This window comes from Aestuariimicrobium kwangyangense DSM 21549 (genome assembly GCF_000421525.1).
Classification (GTDB): domain Bacteria; phylum Actinomycetota; class Actinomycetes; order Propionibacteriales; family Propionibacteriaceae; genus Aestuariimicrobium; species Aestuariimicrobium kwangyangense.
In genome coordinates this window covers 98,105-115,956 of sequence record NZ_ATXE01000002.1, presented here as the reverse complement: position 1 = coordinate 115,956, position 17,852 = coordinate 98,105, and the positions used below count along the sequence as shown (strand labels likewise).

The following is a 17,852-nucleotide window of genomic DNA, read 5'->3' as shown; positions in this document are numbered from 1 at the left end:
CCGATCAGTGACGTGCGGTTCCGGGCACGACCCGGATGAGGCCCTCCTGGTTGCAGGTGGCCACCTGGAGTCCGTCCTGCAGGAGTCGGCCCATCGAGAAACCGAGCGCGTTCGATGCGGACGGGCTGACCTGGTCGTAGAGGATCCACTGGTCGGCCCTGATCGGTCGATGGAACCACATCGCATGGTCGATGCTGGCGGCCTGCAGCTGCGCCGACAGGAAGGCCACCTCGTGGGGCACCGTCGAGACACCCAGCAGGGTCATGTCCGACAGGTAGGCGGTGACGGCCTGGTGGAGGCGGTGGTCGTCGGGCAACCCCTCGGTCGTCCTCACCCAGACGCGCATGTGTGCCCGGTGGGAACTGGGGCTGATCTCCCCCGATCGACCCGAGTCACCGGCGAAGCGGACGTCGAGAGCGTCCCACTCGTGGAACAGGCTGCTCTCCGACCCGAAACGCTCACTCATCACCTCGCTGAGGCGGCGGCACTGCTCGGGTGCCGGGACGTTCACCGGCGTCGGGTCGGAGTGCTCGAGTCCTTCCTCCAGTTCATGGAAACTGGCGCTCAGGGTGAAGATGACGGTGCCCCGCTGGCGGGCGAGCACACGTCTCGCCGAGAACGTGTGGCCGTCGCGGGTCCTCTCGACGTCGTAGATGATGGGTGCGTCGGTCGAGCCCGGGCGCAGGAAGTAGGCGTTGAGCGAATGGCAGATGCGCTCGGCGGGCATGGTGCCGTAGGCGGCCATCAACGCCTGGGCGAGTACCTGTCCACCGAAGGTGCGCTGCCAGGTCGTCCGGGGGTGGGAGCCCCGGTAGAGGCCCAGTTCGATCTCTTCCAGGCTGAGCAGGTCGACGAGTTCGGCGGTGGTTGCTGGCACGCAGGTCACTCAACCACAGATCGCCGACCTCGAGACCGAGCCGCTGCCTCCGCGGCGACCCGGACGACCCACGCGCGGCTGGTCAGAGCTTCTTGAGTGCCGTCCGCACCCGCTTGGGTGAGATCGGCACGGCCGTCCTCAAGGTCTGTGCGAACAGCCCCACCCGCAGTTCCTCGATCAGGAAGGCGACCTCCTCCACCTGCGGCGTGAGGGGGCCCGGCGGTTGGCGGTCGACCACCGCGGCGTACTCGTCCTCGAGTTCGTCCACCTGGTCCTGCAGTTCCCGGTCACGGACCGGATTGCGGGCGGCTGCCTCGAGCCGCAGCTTCATGGCCTGCACGTAGCGGGGAAGTTGTGCGAACCAGGGGTCGGGGGTGGCAGAGATGAAGTGGGGGAAGATGAGGTTTCGCAGTTGCCGCGAGACGTCCTGGCAGGCAGACGGCGGCGCATCCTGCCGCACCAACTCCTGTACTTCCAGGCGGTGCGTGAGGGTCTGCGCAACCAACGACACCACTCTGCGCATCGCGTCGGCCTGCTCCTGGCGAACGTGCAGGGCCACGGCCTCGTAGGCGGCTGCATCCCGCACCCCGTTGAGGTCACCGACCGCACCGACCGCCAGCGACTCGACAGTCTTGAGCCGGGCATCGGCCAGCAGTTCGGGGACCGAACCGTAGGGAGAGTGCGGCAGGGCCACCTTTTCGAGGTTGCTCAGGTGTGAGACCACCCATTTGGAGGGGTCGGGATTGGTCAGCACCAGCAGGCGCCTGATTCCCCGATGGTGCGAGCGCTGTTGGGCGGCTGGCGCGTCGAGCACCACCTGGCCCACCGATGCTCCCTCGTCGGTCAACGCCGGGTAGCCGACGGCCTTCGTACCGCCCCTGCCCACCTCGACGGTGACGGGGATCTCACCGAACGTCCAAGCGGTCTGGCCGGTGATCCGGTCGGCGCGGGTGGCCTTGGTGAGGGTGCGGCTCAGCTGGGTCGCCAACTCCTGGCGCAGTTCGTCGAAGTCCTTGCCGATCCGGTCGGAACCCTCCCTCGAGGTCACCTGGAACCGGACTCGCAGGTGGTCGGGGACCGCTTCGGGACGCCAGGCATCTGCCGGCACCGGGGAACCGGTCAGGGCGGTCAGCGCTCGTCCGAGTTCATCGGCGAAACGCACGGACCGATCTCCGCCGCCATCACCGTCCAGCCAACGCAGGGCCTCACGGGCATGGTCGGGGGCAGGGACGTAGTTGGTCCGCAGGTGTTTCGGCAGTCCGCGGATGAGTTCGGTGGCGAGTTCCTGACGCAACCCGGGCACCTGCCAACTGAACGGCTCCGCCGTCAACTGGTTGAGCAGGCGCATCGGGATGGTCACCGTCACACCGTCGTGACCGGACCCCGGCTCGAACACGTAGCGGACGTCGAGTCGAAGGTCACCCACCTGCCAGTGGTCGGGGAAGGCACCCTCGTCGAACGTCTGGGTGTCGTCCCGAATGAGGTCGTCGAGGTCGAGTTCCAGCAGTCGCTTGTCGTCGACCCGACGCCACCACGCGTCGAAGTGGCTGGCCGAGACCACCTCGTCGGGGATGCGACGGTCGTAGAAGTCGAAGATGACCTGGTCATCAACGACCACGTCCCGACGCCGGCTGCGCTCCTCGATCTCCTCGGCCCGTCGCCGCACTTCGGCGTTGTGGGCCAGCACGGCGTGGCGATTGGGCCACGCCTGTTCGACGAGACCTTGCCGGATGAAGATCTCGCGGGCCTCGACCGGGTTGATCCGGGCGTAGTTCACGGGACGCTCCGCGATGATCGGCACCCCGTAGAGGCTCACCCGCTCCATGGCCACCACTGAACCCGAGTTGGACGACCAGTGCGGCTCGGAGTACTGCCGCTTGAGCACGTGCTCGGCCACCTGTTCGACCCACTCGGCCTGGATCTCGGCCACCGTGCGCGCCCAGAGTCGGCTGGTCTCGACGAGTTCGACGGCCATCACCAGCGGGGGTGGGTTGCGGGCCAGCACCGAGCCGGGATTGATCGCGAACCGGGCGCCACGGGCACCGAGGTACTCCCGCGGCCCCGGGCGGGTGCGCTTGCGTGGGCCTGATCCGCGCGCGGGGCTCGGCTCCCGCACGTCCGCCAGTCCGACGTGGCCCAGGAGTCCGGCCAGCACGCTGGTCAACACGTCACTGGTGGCGGCTGCGGACTGGTTGCGGTGCCAGCCCAGTTCCTTGCACAGTTCCCGCAGTTGTGCGTGCAGGTCCTCCCACTCACGCACCCGCAGGAAGTTGAGGTACTCCTCTCGGCACATCCGGCGGAAGGCGTTGCCCGACAACTCGCGTCTGGCCCCACGCAGGTAGTTCCACAGTCGCACCAGCGGCATCACGTCGCCGCCCTCACCTGCCGGCGGGCCCTGCTCCTTGCGGGTGTTGGTGTGGGCGGTGTGCCGCAGTGGCCGGCCCTGGTCGTCGGTGCTGGCCTGAGCCGCTGTCACCACCTCGCGGGTGAACCGGGCGTGCATGGCGTCGGCCTGCGGCCGCTTGTCGACGGGCCGTTCCCTGACGTCCGGGATCGCGAGCGCGGAGACGATGACCAGCACCTCGCGCAGACAGTCGCGCCGCTGGGCCTCGATCAGCATCCGTCCCAGTCGGGGGTCGACCGGCAGCTTGGCGAGGGCGTGACCCGTCTGCGTCAGTCTCGGGTGATGGCGGTTGCCGGGCGCCAGGGCACCCAATTCGTCGAGCAGACGCATGCCGTCGGTGATCTGCCCGGAGTCGGGGGCCTCGACGAACGGGAAAGCCGCGATGTCACCCAGCCCCGCCTGCGCCATCTGCAGGATGACCGAGGCGAGGTTCGTCCTCAGGATCTCGGGTTCGGTGAACTCGGGACGAGCCTGGTAGTCCTCCTCGGAGTACAGGCGGATGCAGATCCCGGGGGCCACGCGACCGCACCGTCCGGCGCGCTGGTTGGCCGAAGCCTGCGACACCGGTTCGATGGGCAGCCGCTGCACCTTCGTGCGGGCCGAGTACCGACTGACCCTGGCAGTTCCGGGATCGACCACGTAACGGATGCCGGGAACCGTGATCGAGGTCTCGGCCACGTTGGTGGCCAGCACCACCCGCCGACCCGTGTGGGACTGGAAGACCCGCTGCTGCTCCGCGGACGACAGCCGCGCGTACAGCGGCAGCACCTCGGTCTCGGGCAGCTTCAGTGCGCTGACCGCCTCGGCGGCATCACGGATCTCCCGCTCCCCCGACAGGAAGACGAGGATGTCGCCGGGACCTTCGGCCGCCAACTCCTCCACCGCTGCGCTGATGCCGGCGACCTGGTCGTCATCGTCACCCAGGGGGCGGTAGCGGGTCTCGACCGGGAAGGTGCGCCCGGAGACCTCCACGACGGGAGCGCCCTCGAAGTGCTCGGAGAACCGGGCGGTGTCGATGGTGGCCGAGGTGATGACCACCTTCAGGTCGCGCCTGCGGGTGAGCAGCTGTTTGAGGTAGCCCAGCAGGAAGTCGATGTTGAGGCTGCGTTCGTGGGCCTCGTCGATGATGATCGTGTCGTAGCGACGCAGGTCGCGATCGCGGGTGATCTCAGCGAGCAGCACGCCGTCGGTCATCACCTTCACCCGGGTCTCGCGGCCCGCCTGTCGGGTGAACCGCACCTGGTAGCCGACCACCTCACCCAGCGGCGTGTTGATCTCGCTGGCGAGGCGCTCGGCCACCGACCGGGCGGCGATCCGACGGGGCTGGGTGTGGGCGATGCGCCGTCGGCCACGAGCCAGCGCGATCTTGGGCAACTGCGTGGTCTTGCCCGACCCGGTCTCCCCCGCCACCACGATCACCTGGTGGCGGTCGAGCAGGTCGCCGATGTCGTCGGCCCGGACCGAGATCGGCAGCTGCGGCGCGCAGGTGAGATCGAGGCCGGCGGGCAGGGCGGCGAGGGCGGGCTGGTTCATGGCCCGCCCAGCCTACGCGGTCAGTGCACCACCAGCAGCGGACATTTGGCGTGGGCCAGCACGGCGCGGGTGACGCCCCCGATGGAGAAGCCGATGACCGACGGCGGACGCATGCCCAGCACGAGCAGGTCGACGGTCGCAGACAGAGCGATCAGTTGTTCGACGGGGTGCCCCAGGGTGACCTGCAGGGTGTGCGGGACGTCCGGGTACCCCCCTGCCACCCGGCCCACGATGTCGGCGAGCTGCAGCTCGGCGGCGTGACGCATCTCGGTCTCGGCCTCGGCGGTGAGGCGATAGCCCCCGAACATGCCGGGAGGGATGTTGGCCTGCACGGTGGTGGCCAGCACGCTGGCACCGCGCAGCCGAGCCTCGTCGAAGGCTGCCTTCAAGGTCTGGGTGGAGTGCTTGTCGCACTCGACGCCGATACCCACCACACCGTGGGCACCGGTCGGGCCTGGGTTGACGGCGTTCGAGATGACCACCACGGGGCAGGCCGCGGTGGAGGCCAGCGAGACACTGGTCGACCCCACGAACATGCGCTCCAGACCGGAGATGGCCCGTCGTCCGATCACCAACAAGGTGGCGTCCTTCGACAGTTTGGCCAGCACGGCCGCAGCGTTTCCGAGCACCACCTCGGTGTGCACCTGGTCGGCGGCCATCCCCGTGTCGACGGCATGTTTCACGGCCTCGGCGAGCACCTCGCTGGCTGCCGACTCGAGGCTGGAGGGATCGTAGACGACACCCCAGGTGCCAGCCAGCACAGCATCATCGACGGCGTGCACCAGCAACAGTTCGGCCTTGCGCGCCAGGGCTGCCCGCACCCCGAACGCGACGGCGCGCAGGCCGTCCTCGGATCCGTCGACCCCCACCAACACGTGCGGTCGGTACTGCTCCGGCCCGTCCGTTTCCTCATGCGTAGACATCGACATCCCTCTCGGTTCCGGGGGCGACCGATCGTCCGGAGACTTCCGTGATTCGGATGGCCCGACCCAATTCTCTCTCGCCCGGTGCCCACGGTTCGGGCGCTGGTGTGGAAGTTCGTCCCGAGTCGGCCATCACCCCTCGCGCGACCACGCTCCAGCCGGTTCTGGTCTCGTCGTCGAGGTCATCGATCTCGAAGACGACCTCGCCGACGGCGCCCGCCAGTGGGCTGCCCGGCGAGGTGCGGTACCAGATCGTCTCGCCGTCACTGGTGCAGGTGACGGGAAGCAGGTGCACCCGCCCCTCCACCGCCCAGGCGAGTCGTCCCACACCCGCCTGCCGAAGCAGCGTGCGGCACTCGTCGGGGTCGATCGTGGTGAAGTGCCCGTGTTCCATCAGTGCCTCACTCGGCTCGTTGGTCGAAGGTGGTGCGGCCGCGCAGTTTGGCGGCGAGTTCGTCGTCGAGGCCGTCGGCGACAGCGCTGATCAGGCGGAGCGCCTGGTGCAGGTGCGCAGGCACGAAGGGGTGCGCGAGCACTGACAACTGCACGAAGACGCGGTCGCGGTGCAGCGCGAAGCGACCGTGGCGGGCCTCGACATTGAGGTCGTTGAGCACCTCGACGGCCCGTGAACGGCCCTCGACGTCGTGCACGAGGGCCGAGAACAGCACCACCTCCTCGGCGTCGGGAGTGGTGCGGACGAAGACCATGGTCGAGCCGACCCGGATGGCGATGTCACCCTCGGAGTCGCGCAACGGCTCGTGGCCGAACATCTGCGCGAGTTCCTCGGAGACCAGTTGGTCGAGATGTGCACGACCCGAGGGCATGATGGCCACCAGGTCGCTCGGATCGAAGCGCGACGGCTGCGTGTGGGCCTCGTCCTCGGCGGGAACACTGCCCTGGAGCACCTCCGCCAAGTGGTCGGGGGCCAGGAAGACCGGGTGCTGCACCCCGAAGACGTCACGCAGCGTGCGCACCCCCAGGTCGGCGAGGAAGGCCGACTCGTCCTGGGGGCGGACCAGGGTGAAGTTCGGGCTGGGGGTCTCACCGTCAACCGTCGGTGACTGCCAGCCCAACTTTTCGAGCTGGTGCAGTTGCTCGACCCCGAGCTGGAAACCTTCCCCCAGGACCGCATTGCTGGCGGCCTCGACCACCACGACCTCCGGCCGTTCCGACGAGACGGAGTAGCGCACGAAGGGCGCTGCGTCGGCGCTCGACGAGAGCGTCCCGATGGTCAACTCGCCGTCGGCGATCACCGAGATGACGTCGGCCAGCCGCTCGGCGAACTGCTCCCACGCCTGGGCGACACTGCGGTCGAGATCGAAGTCCTGATCGGGCATGGGCCCTCCTTCCACCCGTCAACCTAACCCACGAGGAATCCAGCCGTCCGCCGATCCGACCCGGTGAGGCCGCCAGCCGGTGACGTCGTGGACGGCACGGCCGGGCACCGGGCCCTCCGGCGTGGCAGGGCTCAGCGATGGACCAGCGCGGCGATCACGGTGATGGTCGGGATCGAGGCAATGGTGGTGATGAACACCACGTCGCGGGCCAGCACGATTCCCCGCGAGTAGCGCACCGACCAGACGAAGACGTTCTGGGCCGTCGGCAGGCCAGCGATCACGGTCACGGCCAAGGTCTGGATGGGATCGAGTCTGAACGCCACCGCGAGTCCCCAGGCGATCAGGGGTTGGACGACGAGCTTCAGGACGCTCGCCAGCGCGGTCTCGAAGCCCGCTCCCCCGCGACCCGGCAGCGGGCCCAGTCTGAGCGACAGTCCATAGGCGAGCAACATGCAGGGCACGGCGAGGGCACCCAACAGTTCGAGGGGGTCGGCGACGGGGGTGGGGATCCTCCAGTCGGCGAGGTTCACGACCAGACCGAGCAGGGTGGCCACGGTCATCGGGTTGCGGAACGGCAGGGAGAGGTTCCGGAGCAGGCTCGGGCTTCGTCCACTCTCGCGGGCAGCGTCGGCGTCGAGCAGTGACAGGCAGATCGGTTGCAGCACGCCGACCTGGATCAGCAGGATCGGAGCCACCCAGGTCACGTCCTTGAGCACGTAGGCGGCGATCGGGATGCCCAGGTTGGCGGCGTTCACGTAACCGGACGCGAAGGTGCCGATGATCCGGGGGGCGCGCTCGAGGTGCGGACGTACCACCAGCGAGATGGCGAGGAAGAGCAGCGAGGCCGACACGGCAGCGATGAAGCTGACCAACAGGTTCATGGCGAAGACGCGTTTCAGGTCGGCTCGCGCCATCATGGCGAACAGCAGGGCCGGTGAGCCGATGAAGAAGGTCACCTTGCCCAGGACCTGCTGGGCCGTCTCGTCGAGCACCCCGACGTGCGCGAGCAGCCAGCCGACACCGATCACCACCCAGATGGTCAGGAACCCGAGCAGGACGTCGATCACCCCCACAGGCTACGGGCTGGAGGCGGACCGGCCTCGACGACACCGCTGGCTAGGATGATCCGATGAACCCGCTCGACTGGGAAGCCCCGTGGGCTGTCATCGCGGCGGCCCTGTTCGTCATCGTCATGCTGCGCGCCAACGCCACCTACTGGCTGGGGCGTGGGTTGGGCGCCTCAGCCTCACGGCACCCTCGACTGCTCCGTCTGGTCCAGTCGGCCCGGTACCGGCGGGTGCTGGGCTGGATCGACCGTTGGGGTCCGCCCGTGGTGTCGGTCTCCTTCCTCACGGTGGGAATCCAGACGGTCGTCAACCTGGCCGCGGGCGCCACTCGGATGCGCCTGGCCCACTACCTGCCGGCAGTCACCGTGGGATGTGTGCTGTGGGCCCTCATCTACTCGACCGTGGGGTTCGTCGGGTTCCGTTCGGTGGCAGCTCTGCACGAGCGCTCCCCCGTGGCGGCCTGGTCGGCTCTGGCGATCGCTGTGGCCGCCCTGACCGCGTTCGTGATCGTGCGGAGGCGAGGAGAGGTGCAGCCGGCTCAGTCCTGACCCAGAGTGATGACCTGGCCACGCCACCGCTGCCTCAGCCAGCGGTCGTGACTGGCGATCAGCACGGCGCCGGGAAACTCGTCGAGGGCCCGTTCGAGCTCTTCGGCCAGTCCCAGGGCCAGGTGGTTGGTGGGCTCGTCCAGCAGCAGCAGGTGCGGGGGGTCGGCGACCAGACGAGCCAGCTCGACCCGCTTGCGCGTTCCCAGGGACAGCTCCCCCAGCGGTCGGTGCTGGTCGCGTCCGGCCACCAGCCCCAGGTCGGAGAGCGAACGCCCGACATCCTGGAACAGTTCGGCTGGGGTCGCATCGAGGTCGGTGGGGGTCGTGTCCTGGGTGAGGGTCCCGATCCTCAGGCCACGGCGCACCAGGCGGCGGCCCTGATCGGGCCGTAGGGTGCCGTTCACGACAGAGACCAGTGTGGACTTGCCCGAACCGTTGGCGCCGGTCACCAGTACGCGGTCACGACCCCGCAGGTCCAGGCTGAGCTCAGCCAGACGGTGGTTGACGCTGACCTGCTGCAGACTCACCAGCACCTCGTCGCCGTCGAGGGGTCGCCCGCCGAATCCGGTGAAGCGCAGCGCCGAAGGGGGCTTGCGCACCTGCTCCCGCTCGACCTGCTCGAGGCTGGCACGCGCGCGGTTGACCCGCCGGGCAATGGTGGCCGAGGCCTTGTCGGAGTAGAACTTCTTCGACCCGCGCTGCTCGGTCTTGGGAGCCGAGGTGTGGAACACCTGACGAGCCCCGTGGGCGACCTCATGACGGAGTTCGTTGATCCGTTGCCGTTCGGCACCGAAACGTTCGTCCCACGCCCTGCGTTCGCTCTCTCGCTGGGCCAAGTAGTCGGAGTACCGCCCGGTGGTGGTGACGCCGACCCTGAGCTCACCGACGGCTGAGCTGGCCGGGTCGAGGTCGACGATCCTGGTGGCCACCGTGTCAAGGAAGTGCCGGTCGTGGCTGGCGAACAGCACCGGGCCACCCCAGTTCGACAGCTCACCAGCCAGGAAGTCGAGGGCGGTGTCGTCCAGGTGGTTGGTCGGTTCGTCCAGCAGCAGACCGATGGGACGTTCCAGCAGCAAGGAGGCCAGCGCGAGCCGGGAGCGCTGACCACCCGACAGGCTGGTGACGGTCCGTTGTTGGGACACCTCGGCCAAGCCGAGACCTGCCAGTGCCGCCTCGACCCGGGGTTCGATCGTCCATGCGCCGACCTGTTCCGCCTCATCGAGCAGGGTGGCGTAGCGCGCACCCGCACCCGGGTCGTGGGCCAGCGCCTCGGCGGCACGATCGAGGTCGGCCAGCAGCGTCCGGGTGGGCACCAGGGCCCGCTCGAGCACGTCGCCGACGGAGTCGGTGTGGCGGAACGGCAGGTGCTGGTGCAGCATGCCCACCCTGGAGGGTCGGACGATGGTGCCCGACTGGGGCACCAGCGCGCCAGCGGCCAGGTGCAGGACGGTTGACTTGCCTGATCCGTTCTCGCCGATCAGGGCGACCCGTTGCCCGGGGGCTGCCGTGAGGCTCAGGTCGGTGAGGAGAGGGCGTCCATCGTGGGTGAACGAGACGCCGTCGAGGATGAAGGATTGCATGACTGACTCCGCGTGGAACTGGGCCACCGCGGGCGGCGGCCTGGGGACGAGGGCAGGTCAGCGATCTGTCATGACGCCCAGCCTAGCGCCACGCTCGCCATGGCGTCGCGGGATTTTCGGGCCCCGCCATGGCCCGTGCGGGCCATGGACACGTCCGGTCAGGAATGGCCCACCGTGTCGATGCGGGAGCCGGGGCGCCACGAGCAGGGTTGATCCTGCAGCTGCGATCCGCGCAGGTGCAGCACGAAGGAGCACGTCATGCCATTCATCAACGTGAAGGTCATCGAGAACGTCTTCACCCCCGAGCAGACCCAGCAGATCGTGCGCGGGCTGACCGATGCCATGGTGGCGATCGAGGGCGAGAACATGCGCCCGGTCACGTGGTGCGTCGTCGAGGAGGTGAAGAGCGGGTCGTGGGGTATCGCCGGGAATCCCCTGAGCACCGAGGACGTGAAGGCCCTGGCCAAGGGAGGGCCGGCCTGAGCCGTGCACGTCGGGATCGTTGCGCCGCCGTGGGACTGAGGGGACACTCTCACCATGGGGAGCCGCGCTGGGGCCGAGGATTCCGCCGACCAGCACCTGCGCGCGGGGCGCTGGGGGGCGGCCCGCGACTGCTTCCTGCGCCAGCTCGCCGAACGGCCCGATGGAGGCGCATACGAGGGCCTGGCGCAAGCCCTGTGGTGGCTGGACGATGGTGCCGGCTGCCTGGCAGCCCGCGAGTCGGCGTATCGGCTGTATCGCGACCAAGCGGACGACCTCGGCGCCGCCCGCGCGGCCACCTCGTTGGGCTATGACTCCCTGCTCTTCGGTGAGGGGGAGGCGGTGGCTCGCGGATGGCGGGGCCTGGCTCACGGGCTGCTCGATCGCCTGCCGGAGACGGTGGAGCAAGGATGGCTGGCCGTACGCGAGGCGGAGGCGGTCATCGCGGCGCAGGGCGACCCGCCCTTTGCCCAGGCCTGGGCCGAGCAGGCTGCGGCTGTGGGGGTTCGGCAGCAGGACGCCGACCTCAGCCATGCGGCAACGGCATTGGCGGGACTGGCCCTGACCCTGGCTGGATGCCCCGAGGAAGGCGCTCCCCTGCTCGACCGTGCGGTGACGGCTGCCACGACGGGCGAGGTGCGGGACGCGATGTGGATGGGCAAGATCTACTGCTGGCTCATCATCGCTTGCCAGCAGACCCGAGACCTGTCGCGGGCTGACGAGTGGTGCCGACGGGTCGAGACGGTCTGCGAGCGCCGACAACTGAGCCCGTTGTTCACCGCCTGCCGCATCCAGCACTCGTCGGTGCTGATCGAGCGGGGAACCTGGTCGCAGGCGGAGACCAACCTCACCGAGGTGATGGACGAGGCCGTCCCGTCCCGTCGCCACTCCCGTCTCGATGCCGTAGTGCTCCTGGGTGAGCTTCGCCGTCGACAGGGGCGGATCAGGGAGGCAGAGGAACTGCTCCGGCAGGCCGAGTTCGAGCCCGGGGCGATCGTGTCGCAGGCGATGATCCGGCTGTCACGGGGCGAGAGGATGCAGGCATGGACGGCCATCAGTGGAGTGCTGGCCGGCATTCCTGAACACCAGCGCACCGTGCGAGCCAGCTTCCTGCTGCCCGCCGTCCAAACAGCGCTCGCGGCCGGTGACGAGGAAGCCGCGCGCAACTGCGCCGACGAACTGAGGACGACAGCCGGCCTGGTCGGGAATGGTCCCCTGCAGGGGCTCGCAGCCGCGGCCGATGCCACTCTGGCGGTCGGCTCAGAGGCGGTGGCGCAGTGGCACACCGCTGTGCGTTGGTTCCACGAGTCCCGTCTGCCCTTCGACGAAGGTGAGAGCAGGCTCGCCCTGGCCACGGCTCTCCTTGCTCTGGGGGACGAGGGCGGGGCCGGCGAGCAGGTGGGGAGGGCGATCGAGCTGCTCGAGGGTCTGGGTGCGAGGGAGCGCCTCGACGATGCGATCCGGCTCAGGGGCCAGCTGTCCGGCCGACACGAGACGAGGCCGGTCCTCACCGAACGTGAGGTCGAGATCCTCCGGTGCGTCGCCCAGGGGATGACGAACCAGCAGATCGCCCAGACCCTGACCGTGAGTCCGCACACCGTCCACCGTCACCTGTCCCACATCCTCGGCAAGCTGGAGCAGCCCACCCGAGCGGGTGCCGTCGCGCACGCGCTCAGTCATCACCTGCTGTGACGAGCCAACCGCCGGGCGTCGTGGACGCCGCGTCGGGCTGGCCTCCAGGAGTCCAGCCCGACGCGGGGAGCCACAGATGCCGTGAATCAGATGGGTCTCAGCTGCAGCCGGAGGTCGACCCGCAGCCCTCGCAGACGTAGCACGAGCCCGACGGACGCATCTTGGTGCCGCAGGTCATGCAGAGGGGGGCATCCACCGACATGCCGGTGATCGCCTCCATCAGCTCGGCCGTGGTGTGAGCCGAACCCGGGGCCGGGGTGGCCACCGGCTCAGCCGCCACCAGCGACGGCTGGTTCGCGCCCGCCTCGTCGAAGCGACGGTTGTCGGCCTCGTCGTTCTTGAGCTGCTCCGCCTCGGGCATTCCCGCCTCGTCCTCCTCGGAGAGGTAGGTGCCGGTCTCGACGTAGCGGGCTCGCTCGGCGGCGGTGTAGACCCCGAGCTCGGAGCGCTCGTCGAACGATAGGTAGTCCAGCGCCAGGCGGCGGAAGATGTAGTCCATGATCGACTGGGCCATGCGGATGTCGGCGTCGTCGGTCATGCCGGCCGGCTCGAACTTGAGGTTGGTGAACTTCTGGACGTAGGTCTCCAGCGGAACGCCGTACTGCAGGGCCACCGAGATGGCGATCGAGAAGGCGTCCATCACGCCGGCCAGGGTGGAGCCCTGCTTGCCCAGCTTGAGGAAGACCTCACCCAGACGGCCGTCCTGGTAGTCGTTGGTGGTCATGTAGCCCTCGGCTCCGGCCACCGAGAACGAGGTGGTGTGACCCGAACGCGACTTGGGCAGACGGGTGCGGCGAGGACGGTACTCGACGCGCACCTCGGGCGCAGGCGCTGCTGCGGCGACGGCCTCGGGCGCCTTCTCGTCCTTCTTCTTCGCATCGGACAGGGGTTGACCGACCTTGCAGTTGTCGCGGTAGACGGCCAGGGCCTTCAGGCCCAGCTTCCATCCCTGCAGGTAGACGTCGGCGATCTCCTCGACGGTCGCACTCTCGGGCAGGTTGACCGTCTTCGAGATGGCACCCGACAGGAAGGGCTGGGTCGCGGCCATCATGCGCACGTGGCCCATCGGCTTGATCGCGCGGGCGCCCATGGCGGTGTCGAAGACCTCGTAGTGCTCGGGCTTGAGGCCGGGGGCGTCGATCACGTGACCGTGCTCCGCGATGAACTCCACGATGGCCTCGGCCGTCTCGGTGGAGTAGCCCAGGTTCTTCAGGGCCCGCGGGATGGTCTGGTTGACGATCTGCATGGAGCCGCCGCCGACGAGCTTCTTGAACTTGACCAGCGAGAAGTCGGGCTCGATGCCGGTGGTGTCGCAGTCCATCATGAAGCCGATGGTTCCGGTGGGGGCGAGCAGCGAAGCCTGTGCGTTGCGGAAGCCGTTGGTCTTGCCCAGCTTGACCACGTTCTCCCACTCGCGGGTCGCGGCCTTGTGCACGTCACCGTCGAGGGAACCGAGGGTGCGCAGGTCGTCGTTGGCGGCCTGGTGCTTGCGCATCACCTTCTGGTGAGCGGCCTGGTTGCGGGCGTAGCCGTTGTAGGGGCCGACCACCGACGCGAGTTCGGCGGAGCGACGGTAGGCGGCGCCGGTCATCAGAGAGGTGATGGCAGCGGCGAGCGAACGACCACCCTCGGAGTCATAGCCCTTGCCGAGGGCCATCAGCAGGGCGCCGAGGTTGGCGTAGCCGATGCCCAGCTGGCGGTAGTCACGGGTGGTCTGGCCGATCGCCTCGGTGGGGAAGTCGGCGAAGCAGATGGAGATGTCCATCGCCGTGAAGATCAGCTCGACGGCCTTCACGAACGACTCCGTGTCGAAGGTGTCCTTGTCGGTCAGGAACTTCATCAGGTTCAGGCTGGCCAGGTTGCACGAGGAGTTGTCGAGGCTCATGTACTCCGAGCAGGGGTTGGACGCAGTGATGCGTCCGGTCTCGGGGTTGGTGTGCCAGGCGTTGATGGTGTCGTCGTACTGGATGCCCGGGTCGGCGCACTCCCAGGCCGCCTTGGCGATCTTGCCGAACAACTCCTTGGCGTGCACCTCCTCGATGATCGAGCCGTCGCCACGCGAACGCAGGCCGAAGAGCCCGTCCTCCTCGACGGCGCGCATGAACTCATCGGTCACGCGGACGGAGTTGTTGGCGTTCTGGTACTGCACCGAGGTGATGTCACGGCCGCCGAGGTCCATGTCGAAACCTGCGTCGCGCAGGGCCCGGATCTTGTTCTCCTCGCGAGCCTTGGTCTCGACGAACTCCTCGATGTCCGGGTGGTCGACGTCAAGCACCACCATCTTGGCGGCGCGACGGGTGGCGCCACCCGACTTGATGGTTCCCGCGGACGCGTCGGCGCCGCGCATGAACGACACCGGGCCGGATGCCGTGCCACCGGAGCTGAGCAGTTCCTTCGAGGAGCGGATCCGCGACAGGTTCAGACCGGCACCCGAGCCGCCCTTGAAGATGAATCCCTCTTCCTTGTACCAGTTGAGGATCGAGTCCATCGAGTCGTCGACCGACAGGATGAAGCAGGCCGAGACCTGCTGGGGGCTCTGGGTGCCGACGTTGAACCAGACCGGCGAGTTGAAGCTGAAGTACTGGTGCAGCAGCATCCACGCCAGTTCGTGCTCGAAGATCTCTGCGTCGAGGTCCGAGGCGAAGTAGTCGTTCTCGATGCCGGCACGGGTGTAGGTCTTCACCACGCGGTCGATGAGCTGGCGCAGGCTCGTCTCGCGCGCGTCGGTTCCCACGGCGCCACGGAAGTACTTGGTGGTCACGATCGTCGAAGCATTCAGGCTCCAGAACGAGGGGAACTCCACCCCACGCTGCTCGAACACGGTCTCGCCGGTTCGCCAGTTGGTCTGCACGACGTCGCGCTTCTCCCAGGTGACGTCGTCGAAGGGATGCGATCCCTCGCGGGAGAACACACGGTCGATCGTCAGGCCTGACGACTTCTTGCCCGACCGACGGGTCGAGCGGGTGGTTTCGCTCATGGCGGGAACTTCCTCTTCTTGGTGGTGACCTGACGGCGTCAGGGGCGGGGGCGGTGCTGGGGGCGTCGACTGCTGAATGGGGGTCAGCCGATGGATTCAAGGGTGGGCTGGGCAGAGGCCGGGGAACTCGCGCGATGTTTGCGGACCCGGTCGGGTTGGGCGACGGCTTCGACGTCGGGATCAACCTGCGCACCTTCGCGCATGGCCGCGATCTCGGCGGCGAAGTCGTCGACCGACTCGTAGTGCTTGTACACCGAGGCGAACCTGAGGTAGGCGACAGGGTCGAGCTCCGACAACGGCCCCAGGATGGCGACCCCCACCTCCTCGGTGGGAACCTCGGCCATGCCGGACGAGCGGAGAGCCTCCTCCACCCGCTGCCCGAGTTTGGCGAGGTCGGCATCGCTCACGGGCCGGCCCTTGCAGGCCTTGCGGACACCCTGGACGACCTTGTCGCGGCTGAACGGCTCGACCACACCGGACTTCTTCACGACCACGAGTTGCATCTGCTCGACGGTGGTGAATCGACGCTCGCAGGCGGGGCACTGGCGGCGGCGACGGATGGACGTCCCGTCGTCCGAGGCGCGCGAGTCCAGGACACGTGAATCCGTGTTGCGGCAGAAGGGGCAGTGCACCCGACCCACCTCCTCGACCTGCTCGCGCTTCATCCCGGCTCGGGCTGGGGATGAACCTGTGGACACGATGTGGACAAGTCAGCCAACCAGTGGACAACTCACCACAACCTGTGGACGAATCACATCCACGGAACTACTAGATGTAGTGACTGTAGACACGCGATCAGCGCAGGTCAAGGGGACCGCGACGACACGCCGACACAAGATGTGGGACTGCTCGACGCCACCGATCACCACCGGTGGCGAACGGAGCATCAGATGTGGCTGGTCCGACCCTCAGGGCCGGCCACAGGGGTGACGACCCTTCAGCCCAAGGGTGCGTTCGAGAAGCCCAGGAAGGTGTTAACGACCACGGCAAGGGACAACACGACCAAGCAGGCGAGGCTGCCCAGCAGGAGCGCGAGGCCACGCTCGGTGATCTGGACGCGTTCGACCACCGCGAGGGATCGCCCGCCGACGCGAGCGGCGGTGGGCAAGGTGCACGCACGAGCCGACAGGGGCGAGGCGGTGGGTGCGGACGCGAGAGGGCGATGCAGTCGGGGTCCGGTGGGGCGCGGCCCGGTCGAGAGGCGACGGTCGGCGCGCCCACGAACTCGGGGGCGGGGAAGGACGGGGGCCAGGGTGGTAGCCGCAGCAGTCATCGTTCACTCCTCTGTCTTGGGCCGGACATCCTCCGGACCCGGGTTGTGCACCGCCCCGAGCGACTCGGACTGCAGTGCCTGTACACCTGTTCGATAACACTAGCCGCCCGGAGTGAATCGCACAACGGTTCGAATCAATCCGCGTGTCGCTGCCTCCATCGGGCTTCGTCGGCCAACGTGATGGGTTGCCGAACACTTCTCACCCAACAGGGCAGCTCTGACAATTTCCTTCGCGACACCGGAACACGCGGCCCGGGTGTTTGAAATCTCGTTCGATTCTGCCTACCGTCAGGCACATGTCAGGAGAAGAGGCACCCACCCCCCGCAAGCGTCGCCGGACCGTCACCAAGCGTGGGCCGGGCCGACCAAGCAATGCGGCGATCCAGGCCGAACTCGGCGCTGCCTCCTCTCCGGCGGAGGCCAACCCTGGTGCCGATGGGCTGACGCCTCGCCAGCACCGGATCCTCGAGGTCATTCGTGCCTCGATCGAGTCGAAGGGCTACCCGCCGAGCATTCGTGAGGTGGCGTCCGTGATGGGCTTCGCGTCCCCTTCGTCGGTCGCCCACCAGATGCGCGCACTCGAGGCCAAGGGCTACCTGCGCCGTGACCCCAACCGCCCCCGCGCCATCGAGGTGCGGATGCCGGCCACCGATCTCTCCGCGAAACAAACGGCCGCGCTACCGGCTCCGACCCCACTGCGGGCCAGCGCACCGACGACGAGGGCCACGGCGTCCGGAGGTGTGGCGGACGACCTCGACGTGACGGGCATCAACGACACCTTCCCCACCGCCGTCAACGTCCCCATCCTCGGTCGTATCGCCGCCGGCGGCCCGATCCTGGCCGAGGAGGTCATCGAGGACGTCTTCCCGCTCCCCCGCCAACTGGTGGGGGAAGGCACCCTGTTCATGCTCGAGGTGCGAGGCGACTCGATGATCGAGGCAGCCATCTGCGACGGCGACTGGGTTGTCGTCCGACAACAGCCGACTGCGGAGAACGGCGACATCGTCGCGGCCCTGCTCGACACCGAGGCCACGGTGAAGACCTTCAAGCGGGTTCCGGGACAGGTGTGGCTACTCCCGCACAACCCGCTCTACTCCCCCATCGACGGCAACCACGCCAGCATTCTCGGCAAGGTCGTCGCGGTGATGCGGAAGGTGTGAG

At 68.2% G+C, this 17,852-nt stretch carries 14 protein-coding genes; 4 read left to right on the top strand and 10 right to left on the bottom strand.

Going from position 1 to position 17,852, the window contains the following annotated elements; all coding sequences use genetic code 11:
* Positions 1-4 precede the first annotated feature (4 nt).
* From H507_RS0107065 to H507_RS0107040, 6 genes are all read right to left on the bottom strand, one after another.
* Positions 5-877 (bottom strand): acyl-CoA thioesterase, encoded by an 873-nt coding sequence (locus tag H507_RS0107065; RefSeq protein ID WP_022910026.1) that lies wholly within the window; start codon positions 875-877, stop codon positions 5-7.
* A gap of 82 nt (positions 878-959) precedes the next feature.
* On the bottom strand, positions 960-4,814 hold the full coding sequence (hrpA, locus tag H507_RS0107060; protein ID WP_022910025.1) for an ATP-dependent RNA helicase HrpA: 3,855 nt from the start codon (positions 4,812-4,814) through the stop codon (positions 960-962).
* 20 nt (positions 4,815-4,834) lie between these two features.
* Positions 4,835-5,737: a universal stress protein gene (locus H507_RS0107055; protein ID WP_026377908.1), complete on the bottom strand. Its 903-nt coding sequence runs from the start codon at positions 5,735-5,737 to the stop codon at positions 4,835-4,837.
* Positions 5,724-6,131 (bottom strand): pyridoxamine 5'-phosphate oxidase family protein, encoded by a 408-nt coding sequence (locus tag H507_RS15340; RefSeq protein WP_022910023.1) that lies wholly within the window; start codon positions 6,129-6,131, stop codon positions 5,724-5,726. Before H507_RS15340 ends, H507_RS0107055 begins: the two co-directional genes overlap by 14 nt.
* A 7-nt stretch (positions 6,132-6,138) precedes the next feature.
* Positions 6,139-7,074 (bottom strand): T3SS (YopN, CesT) and YbjN peptide-binding chaperone 1, encoded by a 936-nt coding sequence (locus H507_RS0107045; protein WP_022910022.1) that lies wholly within the window; start codon positions 7,072-7,074, stop codon positions 6,139-6,141.
* Between the two features lie 131 nt (positions 7,075-7,205).
* Positions 7,206-8,141, bottom strand: a complete 936-nt coding sequence (locus tag H507_RS0107040; protein ID WP_026377906.1) for an AEC family transporter — start codon at positions 8,139-8,141, stop codon at positions 7,206-7,208.
* Positions 8,142-8,203: 62 nt separating this feature from the next.
* On the opposite strand from H507_RS0107040, the gene H507_RS0107035 reads away from it, so the two are divergent.
* Positions 8,204-8,689 (top strand): DedA family protein, encoded by a 486-nt coding sequence (locus H507_RS0107035; RefSeq protein WP_022910020.1) that lies wholly within the window; start codon positions 8,204-8,206, stop codon positions 8,687-8,689.
* Here the strand turns inward: H507_RS0107035 and H507_RS0107030 are convergent.
* A complete protein-coding gene (locus H507_RS0107030) occupies positions 8,680-10,269 on the bottom strand; it encodes an ABC-F family ATP-binding cassette domain-containing protein (protein WP_026377905.1) in 1,590 nt (529 codons plus the stop codon). The two genes, H507_RS0107035 and H507_RS0107030, sit on opposite strands and share 10 nt — an antisense overlap.
* A 258-nt stretch (positions 10,270-10,527) precedes the next feature.
* Between H507_RS0107030 and H507_RS0107020 the strand changes: the two genes are divergently transcribed.
* Both H507_RS0107020 and H507_RS0107015 read left to right on the top strand, forming a co-directional pair.
* Positions 10,528-10,752, top strand: a complete 225-nt coding sequence (locus H507_RS0107020) for a tautomerase family protein (RefSeq protein WP_022910017.1) — start codon at positions 10,528-10,530, stop codon at positions 10,750-10,752.
* A gap of 54 nt (positions 10,753-10,806) precedes the next feature.
* Complete coding sequence (locus tag H507_RS0107015; protein ID WP_022910016.1) at positions 10,807-12,441, top strand: LuxR family transcriptional regulator; 1,635 nt, start codon at positions 10,807-10,809, stop codon at positions 12,439-12,441.
* 97 nt (positions 12,442-12,538) lie between these two features.
* Here the strand turns inward: H507_RS0107015 and H507_RS0107010 are convergent, their stop codons facing one another.
* The 3 genes from H507_RS0107010 to H507_RS0107000 all read right to left on the bottom strand — a co-directional run bounded on the left by H507_RS0107010 (position 12,539) and on the right by H507_RS0107000 (position 16,691).
* Complete coding sequence (locus H507_RS0107010) at positions 12,539-15,418, bottom strand: vitamin B12-dependent ribonucleotide reductase (protein ID WP_022910015.1); 2,880 nt, start codon at positions 15,416-15,418, stop codon at positions 12,539-12,541.
* A gap of 83 nt (positions 15,419-15,501) precedes the next feature.
* On the bottom strand, positions 15,502-16,050 hold the full coding sequence (nrdR, locus tag H507_RS15335; protein WP_084707749.1) for a transcriptional regulator NrdR: 549 nt from the start codon (positions 16,048-16,050) through the stop codon (positions 15,502-15,504).
* Between the two features lie 305 nt (positions 16,051-16,355).
* A complete protein-coding gene (locus H507_RS0107000) occupies positions 16,356-16,691 on the bottom strand; it encodes a hypothetical protein (protein ID WP_026377904.1) in 336 nt (111 codons plus the stop codon).
* 296 nt (positions 16,692-16,987) lie between these two features.
* Here H507_RS0107000 and lexA point away from each other — a divergent pair, with 296 nt between their 5' ends.
* Complete coding sequence (lexA, locus tag H507_RS0106995; protein WP_022910012.1) at positions 16,988-17,851, top strand: transcriptional repressor LexA; 864 nt, start codon at positions 16,988-16,990, stop codon at positions 17,849-17,851.
* Position 17,852 lies beyond the last annotated feature (1 nt).